The sequence below is a fragment of the Aeromonas sp. R7-4 genome (assembly GCF_040908055.1).
In the GTDB taxonomy this organism is placed as follows: domain Bacteria; phylum Pseudomonadota; class Gammaproteobacteria; order Enterobacterales; family Aeromonadaceae; genus Aeromonas; species Aeromonas sanarellii.
Genome location: NZ_JBFODA010000001.1, coordinates 1 through 21,984, shown reverse-complemented (window position 1 = coordinate 21,984; position 21,984 = coordinate 1). Strand labels below are relative to the sequence as shown.

General features: G+C 63.5%; 21 protein-coding genes and 1 tRNA gene. 5 read left to right on the top strand and 17 right to left on the bottom strand.

The genetic code is table 11. The annotated features are described in order from the left end of the window. Positions 1 to 12 precede the first annotated feature (12 nt). From AB5Y72_RS00110 to trxA, 3 genes are all read right to left on the bottom strand, one after another. Complete coding sequence (locus AB5Y72_RS00110) at positions 13 to 1,020, bottom strand: hypothetical protein (RefSeq protein WP_368198393.1); 1,008 nt, start codon at positions 1,018 to 1,020, stop codon at positions 13 to 15. 121 nt (positions 1,021 to 1,141) lie between these two features. Continuing rightward, positions 1,142 to 2,407 (bottom strand): transcription termination factor Rho, encoded by a 1,266-nt coding sequence (gene rho / locus AB5Y72_RS00105; RefSeq protein WP_042079206.1) that lies wholly within the window; start codon positions 2,405 to 2,407, stop codon positions 1,142 to 1,144. A gap of 205 nt (positions 2,408 to 2,612) precedes the next feature. Then, positions 2,613 to 2,939: a thioredoxin TrxA gene (gene trxA, locus AB5Y72_RS00100; RefSeq protein ID WP_025328829.1), complete on the bottom strand. Its 327-nt coding sequence runs from the start codon at positions 2,937 to 2,939 to the stop codon at positions 2,613 to 2,615. Positions 2,940 to 3,052: 113 nt separating this feature from the next. Between trxA and rhlB the strand changes: the two genes are divergently transcribed. From rhlB to AB5Y72_RS00080, 4 genes are all read left to right on the top strand, one after another. Continuing rightward, complete coding sequence (gene rhlB / locus AB5Y72_RS00095) at positions 3,053 to 4,342, top strand: ATP-dependent RNA helicase RhlB (RefSeq protein ID WP_042079208.1); 1,290 nt, start codon at positions 3,053 to 3,055, stop codon at positions 4,340 to 4,342. Between the two features lie 13 nt (positions 4,343 to 4,355). Then, entirely contained in the window at positions 4,356 to 5,846 is a 1,491-nt protein-coding gene (gppA, locus tag AB5Y72_RS00090; RefSeq protein ID WP_042079209.1) for a guanosine-5'-triphosphate,3'-diphosphate diphosphatase, read from the top strand. Positions 5,847 to 6,048: 202 nt separating this feature from the next. Beyond that, positions 6,049 to 7,032: a DUF4382 domain-containing protein gene (locus AB5Y72_RS00085; protein WP_042079210.1), complete on the top strand. Its 984-nt coding sequence runs from the start codon at positions 6,049 to 6,051 to the stop codon at positions 7,030 to 7,032. 30 nt (positions 7,033 to 7,062) lie between these two features. After that, a complete protein-coding gene (locus AB5Y72_RS00080) occupies positions 7,063 to 7,305 on the top strand; it encodes a Rho-binding antiterminator (RefSeq protein ID WP_042079211.1) in 243 nt (80 codons plus the stop codon). An 80-nt stretch (positions 7,306 to 7,385) separates the two neighbouring features. Here the strand turns inward: AB5Y72_RS00080 and AB5Y72_RS00075 are convergent, their stop codons facing one another. The 13 genes from AB5Y72_RS00075 to AB5Y72_RS00015 all read right to left on the bottom strand — a co-directional run bounded on the left by AB5Y72_RS00075 (position 7,386) and on the right by AB5Y72_RS00015 (position 21,499). Further along, entirely contained in the window at positions 7,386 to 8,138 is a 753-nt protein-coding gene (locus AB5Y72_RS00075) for a class I SAM-dependent methyltransferase (protein WP_368198400.1), read from the bottom strand. Between the two features lie 60 nt (positions 8,139 to 8,198). Beyond that, a complete protein-coding gene (locus tag AB5Y72_RS00070) occupies positions 8,199 to 10,763 on the bottom strand; it encodes an EAL domain-containing protein (RefSeq protein ID WP_042079212.1) in 2,565 nt (854 codons plus the stop codon). Positions 10,764 to 11,006: 243 nt separating this feature from the next. Beyond that, positions 11,007 to 13,049, bottom strand: coding sequence for an oligopeptidase A (gene prlC / locus AB5Y72_RS00065; protein WP_042079213.1), 2,043 nt, complete (start codon positions 13,047 to 13,049; stop codon positions 11,007 to 11,009). Between the two features lie 219 nt (positions 13,050 to 13,268). Then, on the bottom strand, positions 13,269 to 14,288 hold the full coding sequence (gene hemB / locus AB5Y72_RS00060; RefSeq protein WP_216991350.1) for a porphobilinogen synthase: 1,020 nt from the start codon (positions 14,286 to 14,288) through the stop codon (positions 13,269 to 13,271). Between the two features lie 3 nt (positions 14,289 to 14,291). Further along, positions 14,292 to 15,077 (bottom strand): TatD family hydrolase, encoded by a 786-nt coding sequence (locus AB5Y72_RS00055; protein ID WP_325783615.1) that lies wholly within the window; start codon positions 15,075 to 15,077, stop codon positions 14,292 to 14,294. Between the two features lie 111 nt (positions 15,078 to 15,188). Next, the gene (gene tatC / locus AB5Y72_RS00050; RefSeq protein ID WP_042079216.1) at positions 15,189 to 15,944 is read right to left on the bottom strand and encodes a twin-arginine translocase subunit TatC; all 756 of its coding nucleotides are present in this window, start codon (positions 15,942 to 15,944) and stop codon (positions 15,189 to 15,191) included. Further along, positions 15,941 to 16,396 carry a Sec-independent protein translocase protein TatB gene (tatB, locus tag AB5Y72_RS00045; protein ID WP_325783616.1) on the bottom strand — a complete coding sequence of 152 codons (456 nt, stop codon included), beginning with the start codon at positions 16,394 to 16,396 and terminating at the stop codon, positions 15,941 to 15,943. Before tatB ends, tatC begins: the two co-directional genes overlap by 4 nt. A 3-nt stretch (positions 16,397 to 16,399) precedes the next feature. After that, positions 16,400 to 16,651 carry a Sec-independent protein translocase subunit TatA gene (gene tatA, locus AB5Y72_RS00040; protein WP_042079218.1) on the bottom strand — a complete coding sequence of 84 codons (252 nt, stop codon included), beginning with the start codon at positions 16,649 to 16,651 and terminating at the stop codon, positions 16,400 to 16,402. Between the two features lie 39 nt (positions 16,652 to 16,690). After that, positions 16,691 to 18,331, bottom strand: coding sequence for a ubiquinone biosynthesis regulatory protein kinase UbiB (gene ubiB, locus AB5Y72_RS00035; protein ID WP_042079219.1), 1,641 nt, complete (start codon positions 18,329 to 18,331; stop codon positions 16,691 to 16,693). Next, complete coding sequence (locus AB5Y72_RS00030) at positions 18,331 to 18,939, bottom strand: SCP2 domain-containing protein (protein WP_042079220.1); 609 nt, start codon at positions 18,937 to 18,939, stop codon at positions 18,331 to 18,333. Before AB5Y72_RS00030 ends, ubiB begins: the two co-directional genes overlap by 1 nt. Positions 18,940 to 18,947: 8 nt before the next feature. Then, positions 18,948 to 19,700: a bifunctional demethylmenaquinone methyltransferase/2-methoxy-6-polyprenyl-1,4-benzoquinol methylase UbiE gene (gene ubiE, locus AB5Y72_RS00025; protein WP_042079221.1), complete on the bottom strand. Its 753-nt coding sequence runs from the start codon at positions 19,698 to 19,700 to the stop codon at positions 18,948 to 18,950. Positions 19,701 to 19,765: 65 nt separating this feature from the next. Then, on the bottom strand, positions 19,766 to 20,143 hold the full coding sequence (gene crcB / locus AB5Y72_RS00020; protein WP_042079222.1) for a fluoride efflux transporter CrcB: 378 nt from the start codon (positions 20,141 to 20,143) through the stop codon (positions 19,766 to 19,768). A gap of 90 nt (positions 20,144 to 20,233) precedes the next feature. Then, positions 20,234 to 21,499, bottom strand: a complete 1,266-nt coding sequence (locus tag AB5Y72_RS00015) for a cytosine deaminase (RefSeq protein WP_042079223.1) — start codon at positions 21,497 to 21,499, stop codon at positions 20,234 to 20,236. Positions 21,500 to 21,638: 139 nt separating this feature from the next. On the opposite strand from AB5Y72_RS00015, the gene AB5Y72_RS00010 reads away from it, so the two are divergent. Continuing rightward, complete coding sequence (locus tag AB5Y72_RS00010; RefSeq protein ID WP_216991356.1) at positions 21,639 to 21,842, top strand: hypothetical protein; 204 nt, start codon at positions 21,639 to 21,641, stop codon at positions 21,840 to 21,842. Positions 21,843 to 21,891: 49 nt separating this feature from the next. Here the strand turns inward: AB5Y72_RS00010 and AB5Y72_RS00005 are convergent. Then, a tRNA-Thr gene (locus AB5Y72_RS00005) sits at positions 21,892 to 21,967 on the bottom strand. Positions 21,968 to 21,984: the final 17 nt, after the last annotated feature.

Sequence of the window (21,984 nt, the reverse complement as noted above, 5' to 3'; positions counted from 1 at the left end):
GGTGAGGGGGCATTATAACCCCGGCCGGGCATCCGGTGTACCCGTATCGGGCCGCATGACGGACGCGGCGTGGCGCCGCTCCTGGTGAGTGAGCCGGTCCGCCAGCTGGGCCAGCAGCCGGGGTTCGTCCAGTTGCAGCAGCAGGCCGGCCACCAGCCCGCTGTATTGCTGCTTGCCGAGCTCCGCCAGCAGGTACTGGCGGGCCCCGTCCGGCAGGGGCGAGAGCCGGCTGAGCTGCTGCAGGGCGGGCACCATCAGGCGGCCATTGTGGCTGGCGGCGATCAGCAGATCGCTCGCCTCCTGGCCATCGTGGAAGCGGGGAATGGTGCGCAGGGCCGCCAGGCTGTCGTGATCCACCGGCTGGCGCCACAGCTTCCGATAGAGGGCGGGCTCGCCGGTGCGCTCGATGAGGTGCAGCAGCAGCCGGTTGTCCGGCAGGAAGATGTTGAGGGGGGCCAGCTTGTGAGCCTCGCGCCTGAGCACGGTCGCCGGCTGCGCGTCGAGCACAGCCAGCAGCACCTGTTGCTGACGGGCCAGCTCGGGATTGCGGCTGTAGTAGATCTGCTTGAAGTCGAAGCCGTCCTGCGCCAGCAGTTGGCGGTAGTTGTCCTGCCAGGCGAGTTGCTGCCAGTGGCTCAGCACCAGCCGCGCCTCGGCGGCGAAGTCGTAGGCGGGCAGCTGGATCAGGAAACCGTCCACCTCCCCCTCCACCAGCCACTGCGGCGCCTTGGCGGCTTGGCTGCGGACCCAGGCCAGCAACTCGGGCGTCGGCGCGTCCGCCGACTTGAGGCCGCTCAGCAGCTGGTACAGCAGGTATTCGCGCTGGCCCAGGGCTAGGGTCTCGAGCAGGGAGTCCATGGCGGCGAACTGCCCCAGCACCAGTCGCTGGTCCAGATAATCGAGATGGCCCTGCAGCCCCTCATCCGCCACCAGCGGCGCCCTCGGCTGCGGGGGGGAGTCGGCCTGCACGGGAACGGCGGCCAGCAGCCACCCGATCCATAGCAAGAAAATCAGCTTCATGACGTCTCCATCCTTGTGACATCCAGCCTTGTGGCATCCTGGCCCCATAGTACTAAGGGCCCCGGCAAATAGATAAACAAAAACCGCGACCTGGGCCGCGGTTTTGTCATTCTTCGACGGGTTACTTCTGCTGACGCTTCATGGAGTCGAAGAACTCGTCGTTGGTCTTGGTCGCAGACAGCTTGTCGATCAGGAACTCGATGCTGTCGATCTCCCCCATGGGGTGGATGATCTTGCGCAGTATCCACATCTTCTGCAGCTCGTCCGGCGCGGTCAGCAGCTCTTCCTTGCGGGTGCCGGAGCGGGTGATGTCGATGGCCGGGTAGGTGCGCTTCTCGGCGATCTTGCGCGAGAGGTGCAGCTCCATGTTGCCGGTACCCTTGAACTCTTCGTAGATGACTTCATCCATCTTGGAGCCGGTGTCGATCAGCGCGGTGGCGATGATGGTCAGGCTGCCGCCTTCCTCGACGTTGCGGGCCGCGCCGAAGAAGCGCTTGGGTCTGTGCAGGGCGTTCGCATCCACACCACCGGTCAGTACCTTGCCGGAGGAGGGGATGACGGTGTTGTAGGCACGGGCCAGACGGGTGATGGAGTCCAGCAGGATGACCACATCCTTCTTGTGCTCGACCAGGCGCTTGGCCTTCTCGATCACCATCTCGGCGACCTGGACATGACGGGAGGCCGGCTCGTCGAAGGTGGAGGCGATCACCTCACCCTTGACCATGCGCTGCATCTCGGTCACTTCTTCCGGACGCTCGTCGATCAGCAGGACGATCAGCTCACAATCCGGGTGGTTGTAGGCGATGCTCTGGGCGATGTTCTGCAGCAGCATGGTCTTACCGGCCTTGGGCGGTGCGACGATCAGGCCGCGCTGGCCCTTGCCGATGGGAGACGCCAGATCCAGCACCCGGGCGGTGATGTCTTCGGTGGAGCCGTTGCCGCGCTCCATGCGCAGACGCTCGTTGGCGTGCAGCGGGGTCAGGTTTTCGAACAGGATCTTGTTGCGGGAGTTTTCCGGACGGTCGTAGTTGACGTCGTTGACCTTGAGCAGGGCGAAGTAGCGCTCGCCCTCTTTCGGTGGCCGGATCTTGCCGGAGATGGTGTCGCCGGTGCGCAGGTTGAAGCGGCGGATCTGGCTCGGGGAGACGTAGATGTCGTCCGGGCCGGCCAGGTAGGAGCCGTCTGCACTACGCAGGAAACCGAAGCCATCGGTCAGGATTTCCAGCACACCGTCGCCAAAGATATCCTCACCACCCTTGGCGTGCGCCTTGAGGATCGCGAAGATGATGTCTTTCTTGTGCGCCCGAGCCAGATTTTCCAACCCCATGGATTCGCCAAGCTGTACCAGCTCGGACACAGGAGTGTTCTTAAGTTCAGTCAGATTCATAGTGGTGAAAGTCTGTAAGCAAGGATTGAAATGAGGAGACAGTCTGCTGGATTGATGCTGATCGGATTTGACTTGCCAGGCTTGTGAAGCAAAGAGTCAGGCAAAAAGGTTAGCAAACGAGCGATAAACTAGCACCAATCGGGATGAGCGTCTAGGTGATAAAACACAAGGAGCGCATTATTGCAATGCGCTCCTTTCTTGATTATTACAGGTTGCCGTCCAGGAACTCTTTCAGCTGAGTCTTGGACAGGGCGCCGACCTTGGTCGCTGCCACTTCGCCATTCTTGAACAGCAGCAGGGTCGGGATGCCGCGAATGCCGTATTTGGGCGGCGTGTCGGCGTTATGATCGATATTCAATTTCGCCACGGTCACGCGACCGGCATATTCTTGGGCGACTTCGTTCAGGATGGGGGCAATCATCTTGCACGGACCGCACCATTCAGCCCAGAAATCTACCAGAACGGGGCTGTCGGCTTTGATTACATCAGCCTCGAAGCTGGCATCGCTCAGCTGAACAATCTTGTCACTCATCTCCAACTCCAGTCAGTAATTAAGGCTTTATTGACGGATCAACAAAGGCAATAGTTGCCCTATTTGAAATGATCCTGTTTATTATTGCAAGCCTAACCTGATAACCTACCGCCATGAGCAAAACACATCTAACGACCGAAAAATTCGCCCAAATGGGCCTCGAACCCGAAGTTCTGGCTGGTCTGGAATCAAAGGGATTTCACTATTGCACGCCCATCCAGGCGCTCTCCCTGCCGCTGCTGGTAGAAGGTCATGACCTCGCCGGCCAGGCTCAGACGGGAACCGGCAAAACCCTGGCTTTCCTGGCGGCGACCTTCAACTATCTGCTGACCCACCCGCTGACCAGGCCGCGCCTCGTCAACCAGCCACGCGCCATCATCATGGCCCCGACCCGGGAGCTGGCGGTCCAGATCTATAACGACGCGGAAAGCATGTCCGCCTCGACCGGTCTCAAACTCGGCCTCGCCTACGGCGGCGAAGGTTACGACAAGCAGCTGGCCGTGCTGGAGCAGGGCGTCGACATCCTGATCGGCACCACTGGCCGCATCATCGACTACTTCAAGTCCAAGGTCATCGATCTCGGCAACATCCAGGTCGTGGTACTGGACGAAGCGGATCGCATGTTCGATCTCGGCTTCATCAAGGACATCCGCTTCCTGTTCCGCCGCATGCCCCCCGCCACCGAGCGTCTGAGCATGCTGTTCTCCGCCACCCTCTCCCTGCGGGTGCAGGAGCTGGCCTACGAGCACATGAACCACCCGGAACACGTGCAGGTCGAGCCGGAGCAGATGACGGGCGTGCGCATCAAGGAGGAGCTCTTCTACCCCTCCAACGAAGACAAGATGTTGCTGCTGCTCTCCCTGATGGAAGAGGAGTGGCCGGAGAAGGCCATCGTCTTCGCCAACACCAAGCACGTCTGTGAAGACGTTCACGCCTGGCTGGAGAACGACGGCCACCGCGTCGGCCTGCTAACTGGCGACGTGCCCCAGAAGAAACGGATGAAGATCCTGGACGAGTTCACCAAGGGTCAGCTGGACATCCTGGTCGCCACCGACGTGGCCGCCCGCGGTCTGCACATCCCGGACGTGACCCACGTCTTCAACTACGACCTGCCCGACGACGCCGAGGACTATGTCCACCGCATCGGCCGTACCGGCCGCGCCGGCAAGAGCGGTCACTCCATCAGCCTGGCCTGTGAAGACTATGCCTTCAACCTGCCGGCCATCGAGGAGTACATCCACCACCCCATCCCGGTCAGCAAGTACGACCGCGAGGCGCTGCTGGATGACGTGACCGCCCCGAAACGGGTGTTCCGCAACCGTCAGCCGGTGAACCGCAACATGCGGGATCGCCAGGGTGGCGGCAACAGCAACAACCGCCGCCGTCCGCCCCGCAAGAACTGAGGGACTGGCCAAGTTGCACAACTCGCCTCTCTATGCCGCCATCGACCTCGGATCCAACAGCTTTCACATGCTGGTGGTGCGCGAGGTCGCCGGCGCCCTGCGCACCGTCACCAAGGTCAAGCGCAAGGTTCGCCTCGCCGCCGGCCTGGATGCCGACTTCCGCCTCAATCGCGCCGCCATGGAGCGGGGCTGGGACTGTCTGCGCCTCTTCTCCGAGCAGTTGCAGGACATCCCGTCCGACAACATCCGGGTCGTCGGCACCGCCACCCTGCGCCTGGCCACCAACGTCGACGAGTTCCTGAGCGAAGCGGAACGGGTGCTCAACCACAGCATCGAGATCATCTCGGGCGAGGAAGAGGCCAAGACCATCTACGAGGGGGTCTCCTGGACCTCGGCCGGAGAAGGCAACCGGCTGGTGATCGACATCGGCGGCGCCAGCACCGAGCTGGTGATCGGCGAGCAGAGCGAAGCCAAGCTGCTCAACAGCCTGCACATGGGCTGCGTCACCTGGCTCAACAACCACTTCGGTGACGGCGAGCTCTCCGAGACCCGCTTCGAGCAGGCCATCACCGGCGCCAAGGCGGTACTGGAGAAGGTAGCGGAAGATTACCGCGCCCTCGGCTGGCGCACCTGCGTCGGCGCCTCCGGCACCGTCCAGGCGCTGCAGGAGATCATGCTGGCCCAGGGGAAGAGCGAGCGGGTCACGTTGCCGAAACTGCAGGAGCTTATGGGTCAGGCCATCGCCTGCGGCAGGCTGGATCAACTGCGGCTGGAAGGATTGGCCGCCGAGCGGCTGACCGTGTTCCCCTCCGGACTCGCCATCCTGATCGCCATCTTCGAGACCCTCGGCATCGAGAGCATGACGCTGGCGGGTGGGGCGCTGCGCGAGGGGCTGATCTACGGTCTGCTCGGCAACAATCACGACTGTGACGCCCGGGATCGCACCGCCGACAGCCTGATCAGCCGCTACCAGCTGGACAAGGAACACGCCGAGCGGGTGCGCGACACCGCCATCCAGGCTTTCACCCAGCTGCAGCCGGCCTGGCGCCTCTCCAAGCGCTACGGTCGCCCGATCCTGCGCTACGCGGCCCTGCTGCACGAGATCGGGCTCTGCATCGAGTACAAGAAGGCGCCGCAACACGCCGCCTACATCATCGACAACATCGACATGCCGGGCTTCACCCCGGCCCAGAAGAAGCTGCTGTCGGCCCTGCTGCTCAACCAGCGGGACGACTTCAAGCTGGAGCCGCTGGAGAAACAGGGCGCCGTGACGGCTCGCCAGGCGATCCGGCTGGCCCGCATCCTGCGCATCTCCCTGATCCTCTGCATGCGCCGCACCCAGGGTACAGTGCCCCAGTTCATGCTGCAGGCCGATGAGGATGCCCTGACCCTGACCCTGCCCAGGGGCTGGCTGGACGAGCACTACCTGAGGGCCAGCGAGCTGCGCCTGGAAGTGGAGCGCCAGCAGAAGATGGGCTGGTCCACCCGCCTGCTGGAAGCCTGAACGGGCGCCCTGCGCCCGCTTCGCTTCTTTTCCCGCCCGTTCCGACAATCCCTTTCGCAGCCATCACTGGCGCCATTCAACGCCTCATCGTTGATTTTATTGTACTTTCAACCCGATTCCGGTTCTTCGCCCCCTCCCGCCATCTAGCCTGTGCCAGCGGCTCGGCTAGAGTTGAGTTGTCTCTCTCACAGGAACGGAAACCATGAAACATTTACCCCTGATAGCCCTGACTGCCCTGCTGACCGCCTGCGGTGGCGGCAGTGACGACAACAGCCAGCAGAATGCCGAGATGTCCCTGGCCTTCTCCGATGCCCCGGTGGATTCGGTCAGCAAGGTCTGCATCGCCGTCTCCAACATCAGCATCCACCCCGTCTCGGGGAGCGAGCTGGCCTGGACCACCGCCAGCTTCCTGACGTCTGCCCAGGACGATGGCTGCACGCCGACGGGAGAGATCATCCCTCTGGACGCCTCAGGCCACCCCCTGTTCACCTATATCGATCTGCTGAAATACCCGGGCTCCAGCAGCCGCCCCCTGCTGGCCAGCCAGAGCGTGGTCCCCGGCGACTACAGCCAGATGCGGCTGCGGATCCTGGATGGCCGGGATGCAGGCAATCAATTCCCGGATGGCACACCCTACTCCTACGTCCTGCAGGATGACGGCGTGATCAAGCCGCTGGAGGTGCCGAGCAACGAGCTGAAGCTGGATGCCTTCACCATCGCCGCCAACGGCCTCAGCGCCTTCACCACAGAGTTCGACCTGCGCCACTCCATGGTGCTGCCGGGCCACGAGGAGCATTACAAGCTCAAGCCCAGAGGGGTGCGACTGGTGAACAACACCGAGGTCGCCACCGTCAGGGGCACGGTGGCGGCAGGGCTTTGCGGCGGCCAGCTCACCGACAAGGCCTTCGTCTACTTCTACGACGAACTGCGCCCTGTGGGGGATGACGCCTATCCCGACATGGCCGACCTCGACAACGGCTTCTACGCCAGCGCCCCCGTCGTTCCCCTGACGGGTGGTGGTTACGGCTACGAGCTGGGCTTCGTCAACCTCGGCAGCTACGACATGGTGCTGGTCTGCAACGGCGACGAGGATGATCCCGAGCTGGCCGGCGACCCGCTGCAGCTGGAGCAGGTGCTGAAGGCGCAGCCGGTGACGGCCCCGACCACCAGCATCAATTTCCAGTGACAGGCCTGGGGCCGAGGTAGGAGAAGCACCATGACAGGGTATCAACCCATCAGTTGCGACCTCTACGACTGGCTCGAGATCGCTGCCCGCTGGCAGCTGCCGGTCACCCTCACCGGTCGGGATGGCCGCCAGTGGGCAGACAGGATCCGCACCATCGAGGCCAGAGAAGGCGTCGAGTACCTGCTATTGCAAGGCGGCGAGCGCCTCAGCCTGGCGGATATGGCGAGTCTGGAGCTGCTCTGGCAGGGGGAAGAGAAGCGGATCCGCTTCTAGCCGCCGAGTGCGAACAACGAAAGAGGGCCCGCAGCGCGGGCCCTCTTGCTATCTGACACCTTGACTCAAGCGCGCTCGATTCAGCCCGCCGCCAGCGCCGCCATCACATAGACGTCGAAGCGGTTGCTCTTGGTCTCGATGGCCATGCTCGGCTTCTGCTCGTTGAGCCATCCCGCGTAGTCCGGCCGCTTCACCACCACCCGTTTCTCCGCCATCCTGAGCGCCGCCGGCAGCAGGGCGTCGGCGTCCAGATCCGCCCCCACCAGGGACTGGAACACCCGCATCTCTTTCTTCACCAGGGCCGACTTCTGCTTGTGGGGGAACATGGGATCCAGGTAGATGACGTCGGGCCGTTCGGTCAGCGCCAGCAGGGTCTCCACCGCCGGCCCGTGCAGCAGGTGCATCCGCTCGCGCACCCAGGGGCCTATCTCGGGATCCTGGCCCGCCCGCGCCAGGCCGTCCTGCAGCAGGGCCGCCACCACGGGGCTGCGCTCGATCAGGGTCACCCTGCAGCCGAGGGAGGCGAGCACGAAGGCGTCACGGCCGAGCCCGGCGGTGGCGTCCACCACGGTCGGCATGGCCCCCGACTTCAACCCCACCGCCTTGGCGATGGACTGGCCGCGCCCCCCGCCGAACTTGCGGCGATGGGCCACAGCCCCTTCGATGAAGTCCACATAGACGGCCCCCAGCTTGGGCTCGTCCAGCTTGCGCAGCTCCAGCCGTGCCTCGGTCAGCACCAGCGCGAAGGGGGCCGGAAACTCCACCCCGGCCAGCCGCAGCCGCAGGGCGTCGAGCTCGCCATCGCGGGCGGGGACTTCACTGAAAACCTGAATATGGGGCATAACACGGACTCATCACGGCGCAGGAGCCGGCATGATAGCAGAAGCGGGAGATCAGCTCACCGTGGTCAGGTTCATCCCCTGACGGTTGAGGCCCAGGTACTCCACCAGATCGTCATAGGGCAGCGGACGGCTGAGCAGGTAGCCCTGGGTGAAGGCACAGCCCTTCAGGCAGAGGAAGTTCAGCTGCTCCCGGGTCTCCACCCCCTCGATCACCACCTGCATGCCGAGGTTGTGCACTATGTTGATGATGCCGTCGAGCAGCAGCCTGTCCTGCTCGTTGAAGGGGATGTGGCGCACGAAGGAGCGGTCGATCTTCACCAGATCCACCGGGAAGGTGCGCAGGTAGTTGAGGGCCGAGTAGCCGGTGCCGAAGTCGTCGATGGCCAGCTTGCAGCCCGCCTCGCGCAGGGCATCGATCCGCACCCTGTGCTGATCGCTGGTCTCCATCAGCAGGGACTCGGTGATTTCGATGATGATGTCCGCCGGGTCCAGGTTGAAGTGACGGATCACTCTGAGCCACTCGTTCGCCTCCGGATCGATCGTCTGGAACTCCAGGGTGGAGCGATTGATGGACATCTGCAGATCCGGGAAACCGGACTGCTGCAACCGCGCCAGATCCCGGCACGACTGCCACAGCACCAGGGCCCCCAGCCCCTGGATGAGCCCCGCCTCCTCCGCCAGCGGAATGAAGTCCGCCGGCGAGACCTGACCCCAGTGGGGGTGGTACCAGCGCACCAGGGCCTCCAGCTTGGCGACCCGGCCGCTGCGATTGTCCCAGATGGGCTGATAGGCCATGGTCAGCTGCCCCAGCTTGATGGCCTCCGCCAGATCGCGCTGCATCTGGTGGCGCTGGCTCACCTCTTCCCGCATGGAGGCGTTGTAGGTGCCCAGGGGACGGCCATGCCGCTTGGCGACGAACAGGGCCTGCTCGGCATTGCGCAGCAGCTCGTCGCTGTCGCCGCCATCGTTGGGGCAGAGGGTGATGCCCATGGTGGCCGTCACATAGAGGTGCTGGTTGGCCAGCATGAAGGGGCGGGCGAAGCCGCCGATCACCTGCTTGGCAAACACCTCGGCCTGGCGCCGGTTGACGATGCCGGGCACCAGGAAGGCAAACTCGTCGCCCCCGATGCGGGCCACCAGATCCTCGGTGCGCACCCGGCTCACCAGCCGATCCGACACCTCCTTCAGCAGGGCGTCACCGACGTGGTGATCCATGCTGTTGTTGACCGCCTTGAAGTTGTTGAGATCCAGCACCATCAGGGCGAAGCGCTCGCCCCGCTCGCAGAAGCGGGTGAGGCAGCGGCCGAACAGCCAGCGGTTCGGCAGCCCGGTGAGGTTGTCGTAGTTCGCCTGGGCCGCGATCTTCTGCTCCGCCAGCTTGGTCTGGGAGAGATCGCTGAAGATGGCGATGTACTGGCTGATCCTGCCCCCTTCCCGCACGGCGCTGATCATCAGCTGCTGGGGATAGAGCTTGCCGTTCTTGCGCTTGTTCCACACCTCGCCGCGCCAGATCCCCACCCGCTCCAGGGCGTGGTACATGTCCGCGTAGAAGGTCTGATCGTGCAGCCCGGACTTGAGCATGCTGGGCCGCTGGCCGCAGGCCTCCTCCTCGCTGTAGCCGGTGATCTTCTCGAACGCCGGGTTCACCGAGATGATGCGGCTGTCGGCGTCGCACACCAGGATGGCCTCGGAGAGGTTGTCATAGACCCGGTGGGAGAGCTTGAGCTGCTCGGCATGGCGTCGGATGGGGTCGATGTTCTCCAGCACCACCATCAGGTAGTCGGGATGCATCTGCTCGTTGCGGATCAGGGTCACCGTCACCCGCCCCCAGAGTACGGAACCATCCCGGTGCAGGTAGCGCTTCTCCTGGGTAAACGCGGGACGCTCTCCCCGCTTGAGGGCGTCGTAGAGCGGAATGCTGGTCCGCCAGTCGTCCGGGTGGTTGATCTCGGCGACCGTGAGCCGCAGCAGCTCCTCCTGGCTGTAGCCCAGCATCTTCTCGATGGCCGGGTTGACCCAGAGGATATGCCCCGCCAGATCCAGCTTGCCAATCCCCACGGGGGCGTGGGACATCATGGTGTCCAGGAAGTGGGGATGGTCCGGGTTGTCCGCCTGGGCCGGCCCGCTCTGGCGTTCCTGCTGATACATCAGCGCCAGCTCGCGACCGGCGAGGGGGGCCAGCAGGCGCAGCAGCCCCATGATCTTGTCCATCCTGGGCATGGCCCGTTTGAACATGACGCTGCACAGCCCTATGGTCTCCCCTTCGGCGCTCTTCAGCGCGATGCCGGCATAGGCCCTGACCTCGCAGCGTTCCAGCACGGCCGCGTGGGGGAAGAGCTGCCGGGTGCGATCGCAAAACCAGGCCTCCCCCTGTTGCATGGCAATTTCGCCCGGGGTGCTGGCGAGGGGAAAGCTGTAGGAGTTGATGTCGAGGGAGGCGGGATAGGCGGCGTGCACGGTAAAAAACAGCCCGGCCTGATCCTTGCCCGACACCAGGACGAAGTCAGCCCCGACCGCGTTGGCGATTTCACTCACAAAGGTATCGAAATATCCCTGACCACTCGAATGAGACAGGCTGGAGATGATTTGATAGACAGACTCGAGTGCTCGCCTCATGGCAAGGTTCTTTCTCTCCCGGCAAGGTAGAACCCGACTCTACTGAAGAGGCGGGGACAGTGCAAACATGCACTCTGCAAGATATTAAAAAGCCTTGGGAAAAGGGACCAAAAGGTCCCTTTTTCTCTCAAAAATCACGTTTTGATCCCACTATGCCGCAAATATGTACCTGCTTGAAACTCACCGGATCGGCGGGCAGCAGGGGCCCGCCGCCCCTGCCCCGTCCGGCAAGCTGAAGGCCACTCAGGCCGCGATGCCGCTGTGGCGCAGCAGGGCATCCACCTGGGGCTCACGGCCACGGAAGGCGCGGAACAGCTCCATCGGCTCCTTCGAGCCCCCCTTCTCGAGAATGTGCTTCAGGAAGGACTGGCCGGTGACCGGGTTGAAGATCCCCTCCTCCTCGAAGCGGGAGAAGGCGTCGGCGGAGAGCACCTCGGCCCACTTGTAGCTGTAGTAGCCCGCCGCATAGCCGCCGGCGAAGATGTGGGAGAAGCTGTGCTGGAAGCGGTTGAACGCGGGGGGCGTCATCACCGCCACCTGGCTGCGCACCTGTGCCAGCAGCGCCGGGATCTGGTCCTGGCTGGCCGGGTCAAACTCCTGGTGCAGGCGGAAGTCGAACAGGGCGAACTCCAGCTGGCGCAGCATCTGCATGGCCGCCTGGAAGTTGCGGGCCGTCATCATCTTCTCCAGCAGATCCGCGGGCAGCGGCTCCCCTGTTTCATGATGACCGGAGATGAAGGCCAGGGCCTCGGACTCCCAGCACCAGTTCTCGAGGAACTGGCTCGGCAGCTCCACCGCGTCCCAGGCCACGCCGTTGATGCCGGCCACCCCGGCCACGTCGACCCGGGTCAGCATGTGGTGAATGCCGTGGCCGAACTCGTGGAACAGGGTGACCACCTCGTTATGGGTGAACAGGGCCGGCTTGCCATCCACCGGGCCGTTGAAGTTGCAGGTCAGGTAGGCCACCGGCTTTTGCAGCGAGCCGTCCTGACGGTAGCGACGACCGAGGCAGACGTCCATCCAGGCTCCCCCCTGCTTGTGCTCGCGGGCGTAGAGGTCGAGGTAGAAGCTGCCACGCAGCTCGTCATCGGCGTCGAAGATGTCGTAGAAGCGCACGTCCGGGTGCCAGGTGTCGATGCCGAGGCGCTCGCGCACCTTCATGCCGAACACCCGCCTGACCACCTCGAACAGCCCCTTCACCACCTTGCCGGCGGGGAAGTAGGGGCGCAGCTGCTCGTCGGAGATGGCGAACTTGTGCTGCTTGAGCTTCTCGGCGTAATAGGCGAGATCCCAGGCCGCCAGCTCGGTCTGACCGTGCTGTTCGGCGGCGAAGGCGCGGATCTCTTCGAGCTCCGCCTTGCCTTGCGGCAGGGACTTGGCCGCGAGATCCGTGAGGAAGGTCACCACCTGCTCGGGCTTGTCCGCCATCTTGGTGGCGAGCGACAGCTCGGCATAGTTGGCAAAGCCCAGCAGCCGGGCCAGCTCGCGGCGCAGGGCGAGCAGCTCGGTCATGATGGCGGAGTTGTCCCACTTGCCGGCGTTCGGTCCCTGGTCGGAGGCGCGGGTGGTGAAGGCCTCGTACAGCTCGGCGCGCAGGGCGCGGTTGTCGGCGTACATCATGACCGGCAGGTAGGAGGGGATGTCCAGGGTGAACAGCCACCCCTCCTTGCCCTTCAGTTCGGCCAACTGGCGGGCGGCGGCCTGTGCGCTCTGCGGCAGCCCGGCCAGTTCGGCCTCGTCGGTCACCAGCTTGCTCCAGCCCTGGGTCGCGTCCAGCACGTTGTTGCTGAACCGGGAGGCCAGCTCGGAGAGGCGGGCCTGGATCTCGCCGTAGCGCTGCTGCGCCTCGGCGGGCAGACCGATGCCGGAGAGGCGGAAGTCGCGCAGGGTGTTCTGGATCTCCTTGCGCTGGGCATCGTCCAGCCGCGGGAAGTCGTCGCTCTCGGACAGCGCCAGATAGGCCTGATAGAGGCCTTCATGCTGGCCGACATAGGTCTGGAATTCGGAGAGCAGTGGCAGGCAGGCGTCGTGAGCCGCCCGCAGCGCCTCGCTGTTGAGTACGGCGTTGAGGTGGCTGACGGGCGACCAGATCCGGGAGAGGCGGTCATTGACCTCTTCCAGCGGCGCGATCAGGCTGTCCCAGGTGTGGGGTTCCTTCTGGGCCAGCACGTCCTCAATCTTCTGTTTGCAATCGGCGATGGCCTGCGTCACGGCAGGTTGCACCTGATCGGGCTGGATCTGGCTGAAGGGAGGCAGCGAGTCCATTGTCAGCAAAGGGTTAGTCATCTGCGGTACCTCTAAATGCTCTGCAGCCCCTGCCGTCCAGAAGCTTGCTTGGACCATCTAAGATGTAGGCAGAAACCCCATTTATCAAGCCTTTGCCGCCAAGAGACGGGCTCTTGCCCACTTTTTGAGGAAAACCGCTCACAAAATCACCTACTCGTCCGCCAGAGACGACAATGCCGGCCCCGGGGCCGGCATTGTCCGCTCAGTCACGCCACATGATCAGCGCCGGGCGTCTTCCAGCAACCACTGGGCGACCCGCTTGGCGAAGTAGGTGAGGATGCCGTCGGCACCGGCCCGCTTGAAGCAGAGCAGGGACTCCAGCACGCACTCCCTCTCCTTCAGCCAGCCGTTCTGGATGGCGGCCATGTGCATGGCGTACTCGCCGCTCACCTGATAGGCGAAGGTGGGCACCCCGAACTGATCCTTGACCCGGCGGATCACGTCCAGATAGGGCATGCCCGGCTTGACCATGACGCTGTCGGCCCCTTCGGCGATGTCGAGGGCCACCTCGTGCAGGGCCTCGTCGCCGTTGCCCGGGTCCATCTGGTAGGTGGCCTTGTTGCTCTTGCCGAGGTTGGCGGCGGAGCCCACGGCATCGCGGAACGGGCCGTAGTAGTGGGAGGCGTACTTGGCGGAGTAGGCCATGATCTGGACGTTGACGAAGCCGTTCTCCTCCAGCGCAGCCCGGATGGCACCGATACGACCGTCCATCATGTCGGACGGCGCGACGATATCGGCACCCGCAGCGGCGTGGGAAAGCGCCTGCTTCACCAGGATCTCGGTGGTGATGTCGTTCATCACATAGCCTTCATCGTCGATGATGCCGTCCTGACCGTGGGTGGTGAAGGGATCAAGCGCCACGTCCGTGATAACCCCGAGCTCGGGGAAGCGGGCCTTGAGGGCACGGGTCGCCCGCTGGGCCAGGGCATCCGGGTTGTAGGCCTCTTCCGCCATCAGGCTCTTGCGCGCCAGCGGTGTCACCGGGAACAGGGCCACTGCCGGCACGCCCAAGGCGACCAGTTCGGCGGCCTCTTCGAGCAGCAGATCGATGGAGAGGCGATCCACCCCAGGCATGGAGGCGACGGCCTCACGCTGCCCTTCCCCCTCCAGCACGAACACCGGATAGATGAGATCGTCGACGGTCAGCGTATGCTCGCGCACCAGACGGCGGCTGAAATCATGTTTGCGCACCCGGCGCAGACGACGGCCCGGGAAGGCCCCCGGAAGAGTTGTGGCCATGAATCACTCCAAAAGCGGAAGTTGGAAGAATGCGGCGGAGGTGGCCCGGGTATGGGCCAGCAAGGCCTCGGGCGCTTCACCACGGCAGGCCGCCACCACCTGGGCGATGTGCGGCAAGAAAGCGGGTTCGTTGCGTTTGGGCCTGGGCTTCAGATCCCGCGGCACCAGATAGGGGGCGTCCGTCTCTATCATCAGGCGTCCGGCCGGGATGCGGGCCACCTGCTCGCGCAGCAGCTGGCCACGGCGCTCGTCACAGAGCCAGCCGGTCACCCCTATGTGCAGCCCGAGCGCCAGGCACTGGTCCAGCTCGGCGTCGGTGCCGGTGAAGCAGTGCAGCACGGCCCCCGGCAGGCGGGGCAGCCAGGGGCGCAGGATCTCGGTGAAACGGGCGTGGGCGTCCCGGCAGTGCAGGAAAACCGGCATCCCGAGCTCGGCGGCCAGGGCCAGCTGGGCATCGAACACCGCGTCCTGCACCGGACGGGGGGAGAAGTCGCGGTTGTAGTCGAGACCGCACTCGCCGATGGCCACCACCTGGGGCAGGGCCGCCAGCTCGCGCAAGGCGGGCAGGGTGGCCTCATCGACGCCCTTGGCATCGTGGGGATGCACCCCGGCGGTGGAGAAGCAGTAGCCCGGCCACTGGGTGGCCAGCTCCGCGCTGGCCTGGCTGCCGGCCAGATCGGTGCCGGTCAGGATCAGCGCCTCCACCCCGGCGGCACGGGCGCGGGCCACTAGGTCGGCCTGCTCGCCGGCAAACTGGCTGCTGGTCAGGTTCAAACCGATGTCGATCATGGGCTCATGGGTTCCGAACAAAAGAGATGCATATCAGGTATTTGAAAACCATCTACTCGATGGGGCCTTACCATACGCCTCGAAGGGGGGCATGAAAAGAGGAAGGGAGCCTCAGCTCCCCTCTTCCGGTTGTTCCTGATCCTGCTCGTCTTCTTTCTTCACGTAGAAGCGGGCGAAGAACAGGCCTATCTCCCACAGGCCCCACATGGGGATCGCGAGCAGGGTCTGGGAGAAGACATCCGGCGGCGTCAACAGCATGCCGACCACGAAGACCCCGACGATGACGTAGGGGCGCTTCTCCTTCAGGCTCTTGGGGGTGGTGATCCCGGTCCAGCACAGCAGTATGGTGGCCACCGGGATCTCGAACGCCACCCCGAACGCGAAGAACAGGGTCAGCACGAAGTCCAGGTAACTCGCGATGTCGGTCGCCACCGTCACCCCGGCGGGGGCGGTACTGGTGAAGAAGCCGAACACCAGGGGGAACACCACGTAGTAAGCGAACGCCATCCCCGCGTAGAAGAGCACCGCGCTGGAGGCCACCAGGGGCAGGATCAGACGGCGCTCGTGCTGGTACAGACCGGGGGCGATGAAGGCCCAGGCCTGATACAGCAGATAGGGGATCGCCACGAAGAAGGAGACCATCAGGGTCAGCTTGATGGGCGTGATGAAGGGGGTCGCCACATCCGTCGCTATCATGCTGGTGCCTGCCGGCAGCTGGCTGAGCAGCGGCTGGGCCACGAAGTCGTAGATGTCGTTGGAGAAGTAGATCAGCGCGATGAACACCAGCAGTATGGCCACGACCGACCGCAGCAGACGGGTTCTCAGCTCCACCAGATGGCTGATGAGGGGTTGCTCGGCCTGGCTCATGGCTTCACCTCCCCTTTGACCGCGGACTCGCTGGCGGTCTCAGGCGCCCTCTCTCGCTGGCTGTTGACCGGTAGCCCCTCTGGGGTCGCGGGCACTGCGACCGGGGTAACCGGCTCAGCCTGAGGGGCGGTCTCCTGAGGCGGACGGATCTCGTTCTCCGCCTGATAGGGGCGATTCACCGACTGGGCCGCCGCCTTGAGCTGTTCGATGGACTCCTGCAGCTCTGGGCTCAGGTTGTTCATCTGCAACCGCTCCGCCTTCTTCAGATCGTTGTGCAGCTCCTGCAGCTTGAGCTCCTGCTCCAGCTCGCTCTTGACCGAGTTGGCGGTACTGCGGATCAGCCTGATCCAGTGGCTGGCGGTGCGGATCGCGACCGGCAGCCGCTCCGGCCCCAGCACAACCAGCGCCACCACGCCGATGACGACCAGCTCCCAAAAACCGATGTCGAACATGGCTTAGGCCTGGTCTTTGTCTTTCTGCTTGGCGGGATCGCCGCTCTGGCTGGCCGTTTCGTTGAGCTGCTTCGGCGGGAACTCGGCGTCCTTCTGCTCCGGCTTCACCTCGCCCGGCTCATCGGAGAGCGCCTTCTTGAACCCCTTGACCGCCGCGCCCAGATCGCCGCCGATACCGCGCAGCTTCTTGGTGCCAAACAACAGCACGACGATGACTGCGATGATCAACAACTGCCAAATACTGATACCACCCATGACTTTCTCTCCGGATAGGCGCCCGATGGCGCAGTGTGTTTAATGGGAACGGGCTCGCAACCAACCCAGCAGCCAGCATAACCCGGCGCCGGCGAGGCTGATTTGTCCCCACTCAATGTGTTGTTTCTGGGTCAGCAAGAATACACCCGCGAGCAGCAGGCTGGCTCCAACCCCTAAGAGGTAGCGGGCCTGCCCCTGGCGACGGCTGTGGCGACGGAAATCGGCGAACATCTGGTCGAAGTGATGCTGCTGGTGACGGGCCTGGCGCAGGGTCTCGTAGACCAGCTCCGGCAGCTCCGGCAGCTTCTCCGCCCAGAACGGCGCCTTCTCCCTGATGGCATTCCACACCGCCTTGGGGCCGACCTGCTGGTGCATCCAGTTTTCCAGATAGGGCTTGGCGGTCTGCCACAAGTCCAGCTGGGGATAGAGCTGGCGCCCCAGCCCCTCCACATAGAGCAGGGTCTTCTGCAGCAGCACCAACTGCGGCTGTACCTGCATGTTGAAGCGGCGGGCGGTGTTGAACAGGTTCAGCAGCACGTGGCCGAAGGAGATCTCGGAGAGCGGCTTCTCGAAGATGGGCTCCAGCACGGTGCGGATGGCGAACTCGAACTCGTCCACCTTGGTATCGGGCGGCACCCAGCCTGACTCCACGTGCAGCTGGGCGACCCGCTGGTAGTCTCGGTTGAAGAAGGCGAGGAAGTTCTCCGCCAGGTAGCGCTTGTCTTCCCGGTTCAGGGTGCCGACGATGCCGCAGTCGATGCCGATCCAGAGCGGGTTTTCAGGGTGTTCATAGGAGACGAAGATGTTGCCCGGGTGCATGTCGGCGTGGAAGAAGCTGTCGCGAAACACCTGGGTGAAGAAGACCTCCACCCCGCGTTCGGCCAGCAGCTTCATATTGGTACCATTCGCCTCGAGGGCTTCGATGTCGGACACCGGGATGCCGTAGATGCGCTCCATCACCAGCACCTGTTCACGGCAGTGATCCGTGTACACCTCGGGCACATAGAGCGCCTCCGAGCCGGTGAAGTTGCGGCGCAGCTGGATGGCGTTGGCCGCCTCCCGCATCAGGTTCAGCTCGTCGAGTATGGTCTTGCGATACTCCTCCACCACCTCGACGGGACGCAGCCGGGCGCTCTGGGGCACGAAGCGGGCCACCAGGCGGGCCAGAGCCTGCATCAGGCGCAGGTCGGCGTCGATGACGGGCTCGATGTCGGGGCGGATCACCTTGATGACGATCTCGCGGCCATTTTCCTTCAGCCGGGCGGTGTGCACCTGGGCGATGGAGGCCGACGCCAGCGGCGTCTCGTCGAAGTCATCGAACAGGGTCTCGATGGGGCATCCCAGGCTCGCCTCTATCTGGCGACGGGCAGCCTGGCCACAGAAGGGGGGCACCCTGTCCTGCAGCAGCGCCAGCTCCTCGGCGATGTCCGGTGGCAGCAGATCGCGGCGGGTAGAGAGCATCTGGCCGAATTTGATGAAGATGGGGCCCAGGGCCTCGAAAGCGAGGCGGATGCGGGCACCACGGCTGAGGTCCGGCTGCTTGTTCTTGAGCCAGAACAGGCTGCGACGGGCCAGACGGCCCGGCCAGGGCTGGTAGCGGGCAGGCACCAGCTCGTCGATGCCCTGCTCCAGCAGGATGCTGACGATGCGATAGAGGCGTTTGAACTCCTTCGGGGTCATCAGCTCACCTGTTGCTCGAGGCGGGCCAGCCGCAACTCGACCGCCTTCATCTGCTGGGCCAGCACCTCGACGTCGTCGTTGAAGCTTGCCACTTCCAGCGGGCCGGGGGCGAGTCGCGCCTCCTCGGTCAGGTATTCCGCCAGCTGTCGCTGGCTGCGGCACAGCTCGCGCCCCACCAGACGGCGGGCCTGACGGGCACCGCCACACAGGGTGTGGGCCAGCACGTCGCCGGTGTAGCGGGAGAGCTCCTCTTCCCAGTCGATGTCCAGCTCCCCCAGCAGGGTGCTGAACGCCTGCACCAGCTGGGGATCGCCGCTCAGATCCAGCTTCTCCTCGCGAATGTAGCGAGTCAGGGCAGACGGGTCCTTGAGCAGACCGAGAGCGGTGAGCGACAGGCTCAGGACCGCATCGGCCTCCCCCTCATAACGGGCCAGCACATCCAGCCGGCGCTCGGAGAAGACAAACCAGAGCGGCTTGAGCTCGCGCAGCTCCAGCTTGAGCACCCTGCCCGCCAGTTTGCGCAGCCGCTCCGGACTCCGCTTGTCGAGGGACAGCAACTGGTTGAGGCTGGTTTCGATCACTGCGGTGACCATGGCATCCATCGGCATAGGCGACCTTAAAACTTGTAACCGCGGTGCAGGGCGACCACACCCTGGGTCAGGTTGTAGAACTCTACCTGCTCGAACCCGACCTGCTCCATCATGCCCGCCAGGGTCTGCTGATCCGGGTGCATGCGGATGGACTCTGCCAGATACTGGTAGCTTTCCCCGTCATTCGCGACGATTTCGCCCATTTTCGGCAACAGTTTGAAGGAGTAGAGGTCATAGAGCTTGGCGATCACTTCGCTCTCCGGCTTGGAGAACTCCAGCACCAGCAGGCGACCGCCCGGCTTGAGCACCCGAAACATGGAGGCGAGCGCCTTGTCCTTGTCGGTGACGTTGCGAAGGCCGAAGCCGATGGTGATGACGTCGAAGTGGTTGTCCGGGAAGGGGAGCGCCTCGGCATTGGCCTGCACATAGGAGACATTGTTGGCCACTCCCAGGTTGCGCAGCTTGTCACGACCCACCTTGAGCATGGAGTCGTTGATGTCTGCCAGTACCACCTGACCGGTCTCGCCCACGATGCGGGAGAACTTGGCGGTCAGATCGCCGGTGCCGCCGGCCAGATCCAGCACCTTCTGGCCCTTGCGCACGCCGGAACAGTCGATGGTGAAGCGCTTCCACAGGCGGTGAATGCCGAACGACATCAGATCGTTCATCAGATCATACTTGGCTGCCACCGAATGGAAGACACCGGCGACCAGGGTTTCCTTCTCGGTCGCGGCCACGGTTTTATAGCCAAAATGCGTAGTACTAGTCTGTTCCGACATCCCTCAAATACCCATAGAGCAAAGAATGGCCGCCAGTTTACCAGAGCCGCCAGCGTCCGGACACCTCAAACCCGGCTCGCCACCAATTGCATCCCCAGCACGACCATGGCCAGGCAGAGGAACAGATTGAGGCCGATATTGAGCAGCGCCTTGACGTAGGCACCGTGCTGGGCCAGCACCACTGTATCCAGGGCGAAGGAGGAGAAGGTGGTCAGGGCACCGAGGATGCCCACCATGAGCAGCGGCTTCATCGGGTGTTCCACCACGTGACCATGGCTGATGAGGGCATAGGCCACCCCCATGATGAAGGACCCCACCACGTTGACCACCAGGGTGCCATAGGGGAAGTGGCGTCCCAGCAGCCAGGCCATCAGCTCGGCGATGCCAAAACGCAGGCAGGCGCCGATGGCGCCACCGGCCGCAACAAATAACCAGGTTTGCATGGAAAAGGCTCCAATAGTATCGGGTCGCTATTATGCAAAATGCCGGCCGTCGGGGACAGCCGGGCAATTAATCGGCGCGGTCGGCCCGCCTCAGCGACGAAAGTCGATCGGCTCGCTCCGTGCCAAATGGAGTGACGTCTGGGCCGGGCGGGTTTCGGCGATCACCTTGCCGTGGCGAATGGAGTAGCGCACCGGCACCTGGCGGCGCACCGCATCGAAGCCGCTTTCCGCGGGCAGGATCAGCAGGTTGGCCGGTTTTCCTATTTCGATGCCGTAGCGATCCTGCACGTTCAGGGTGCGGGCACTGTGGCAACTGATCAGCTTGAGGCTGTCATTGATCTGCTCGTAACCCATGATCTGGCAGACATGCAGCCCCATGTGCAGCACCTGCAACATGTTGGCCGTCCCCATGGGATACCAGGGATCGAACACGTCGTCGTGGCCGAAGCAGACGTTGATGTTTGCCTCCAGCATCTCCTTCACCCGGGTGATGCCGCGGCGCTTGGGATAGCTGTCGAAGCGCCCCTGCAAATGGATGTTCACCAGCGGATTGGCGACGAAATTGATGTCCGCCATCCTCAGCAGCCGAAACAGGCGGGAGGCATAGGCCCCGTTGTAGGAGTGCATGGCGGTGGTGTGGCTGGCGGTGACTCTATGGCCGATGCCGCGCTCGTAAGCCAGGGTTGCCAGCGTCTCGATAAAGCGGGACTGCTCGTCGTCGATCTCGTCGCAGTGCACATCCACCAGAACCTGATACTTCTCTGCAAGATCGAAGACATAGTGCAGACTTTCGACCCCATATTCCCGGGTGAACTCGAAATGGGGGATGGCGCCAATCACGTCGGCACCCAGCTTGAGCGCCTCCTCCAGCAGCGCCTTGCCGTTGGGGTAGGAGAGGATCCCCTCCTGGGGGAAGGCCACGATCTGCAGCTCCACCCACTCTTTCATCTCCTCTCGCACTTCCAACATGGCCTTCAGGGCCACCAGATTGGGGTCGGATACATCCACGTGGGTACGAACGAACTGGATGCCGTTGGCAATCTGCCACTTCAGCGTCTGGATGGCGCGCCGCTTCACATCCTCATGGGTGAGCAACGCCTTGCGCTCGGCCCAGCGCTCTATCCCCTCGAACAGGGTGCCGGAGAGATTCCAGCTCGGCTCACCCGCCGTCTGGGTGGTATCGAGGTGAATGTGAGGTTCGATAAAGGGAGCCATCACCAGCCCCCCCTCCCCATCCAGCTCCCGGGTCGAGAGGAGCATCTGGCTCATTGGCGCCATGGTCCGGATCAGACCATCCTGACAGAGGATCTGCCATACCCCCTCCCTGCCGGCCAGACGCACATTCTTTATCAGCATTCTTTTCCCCTTCGAAAGACCGATTGCCTTTGCCAATCCACAACTTAGCTCGGATCAATTTAATAGAAAAGTGGTCACTCAGAAGACATATGGGGCTGATAGCCTTGATCAAGGGCAACGAGGAAAGGAGTGCACCGGGATGAAAGCAGGATTGACCGAGATCGGCAGCGCAAGCTTGTTTCACGAGTATCTGCAGACGCTGGGCATCAACCAGCCAGCCATGCCGCCAATAGCGCGGCTGTGGGAATACAGGCGCAACGAGCGGCTGGTGGCAGCCATCCAGATAGAGGCATCGGGACAGCCCCGTTTCTATCTGGATGCCAGGCAGATATCGGCGAACTGAGAAAGGCGGATACAAAAAAGCCTCCCGATTGGGAGGCTTTTTTATTTAATGGTGCTGATACCCAGAATCGAACTGGGGACCTCATCCTTACCAAGGATGCGCTCTACCGACTGAGCCATATCAGCACACTAACCGGTAAAGA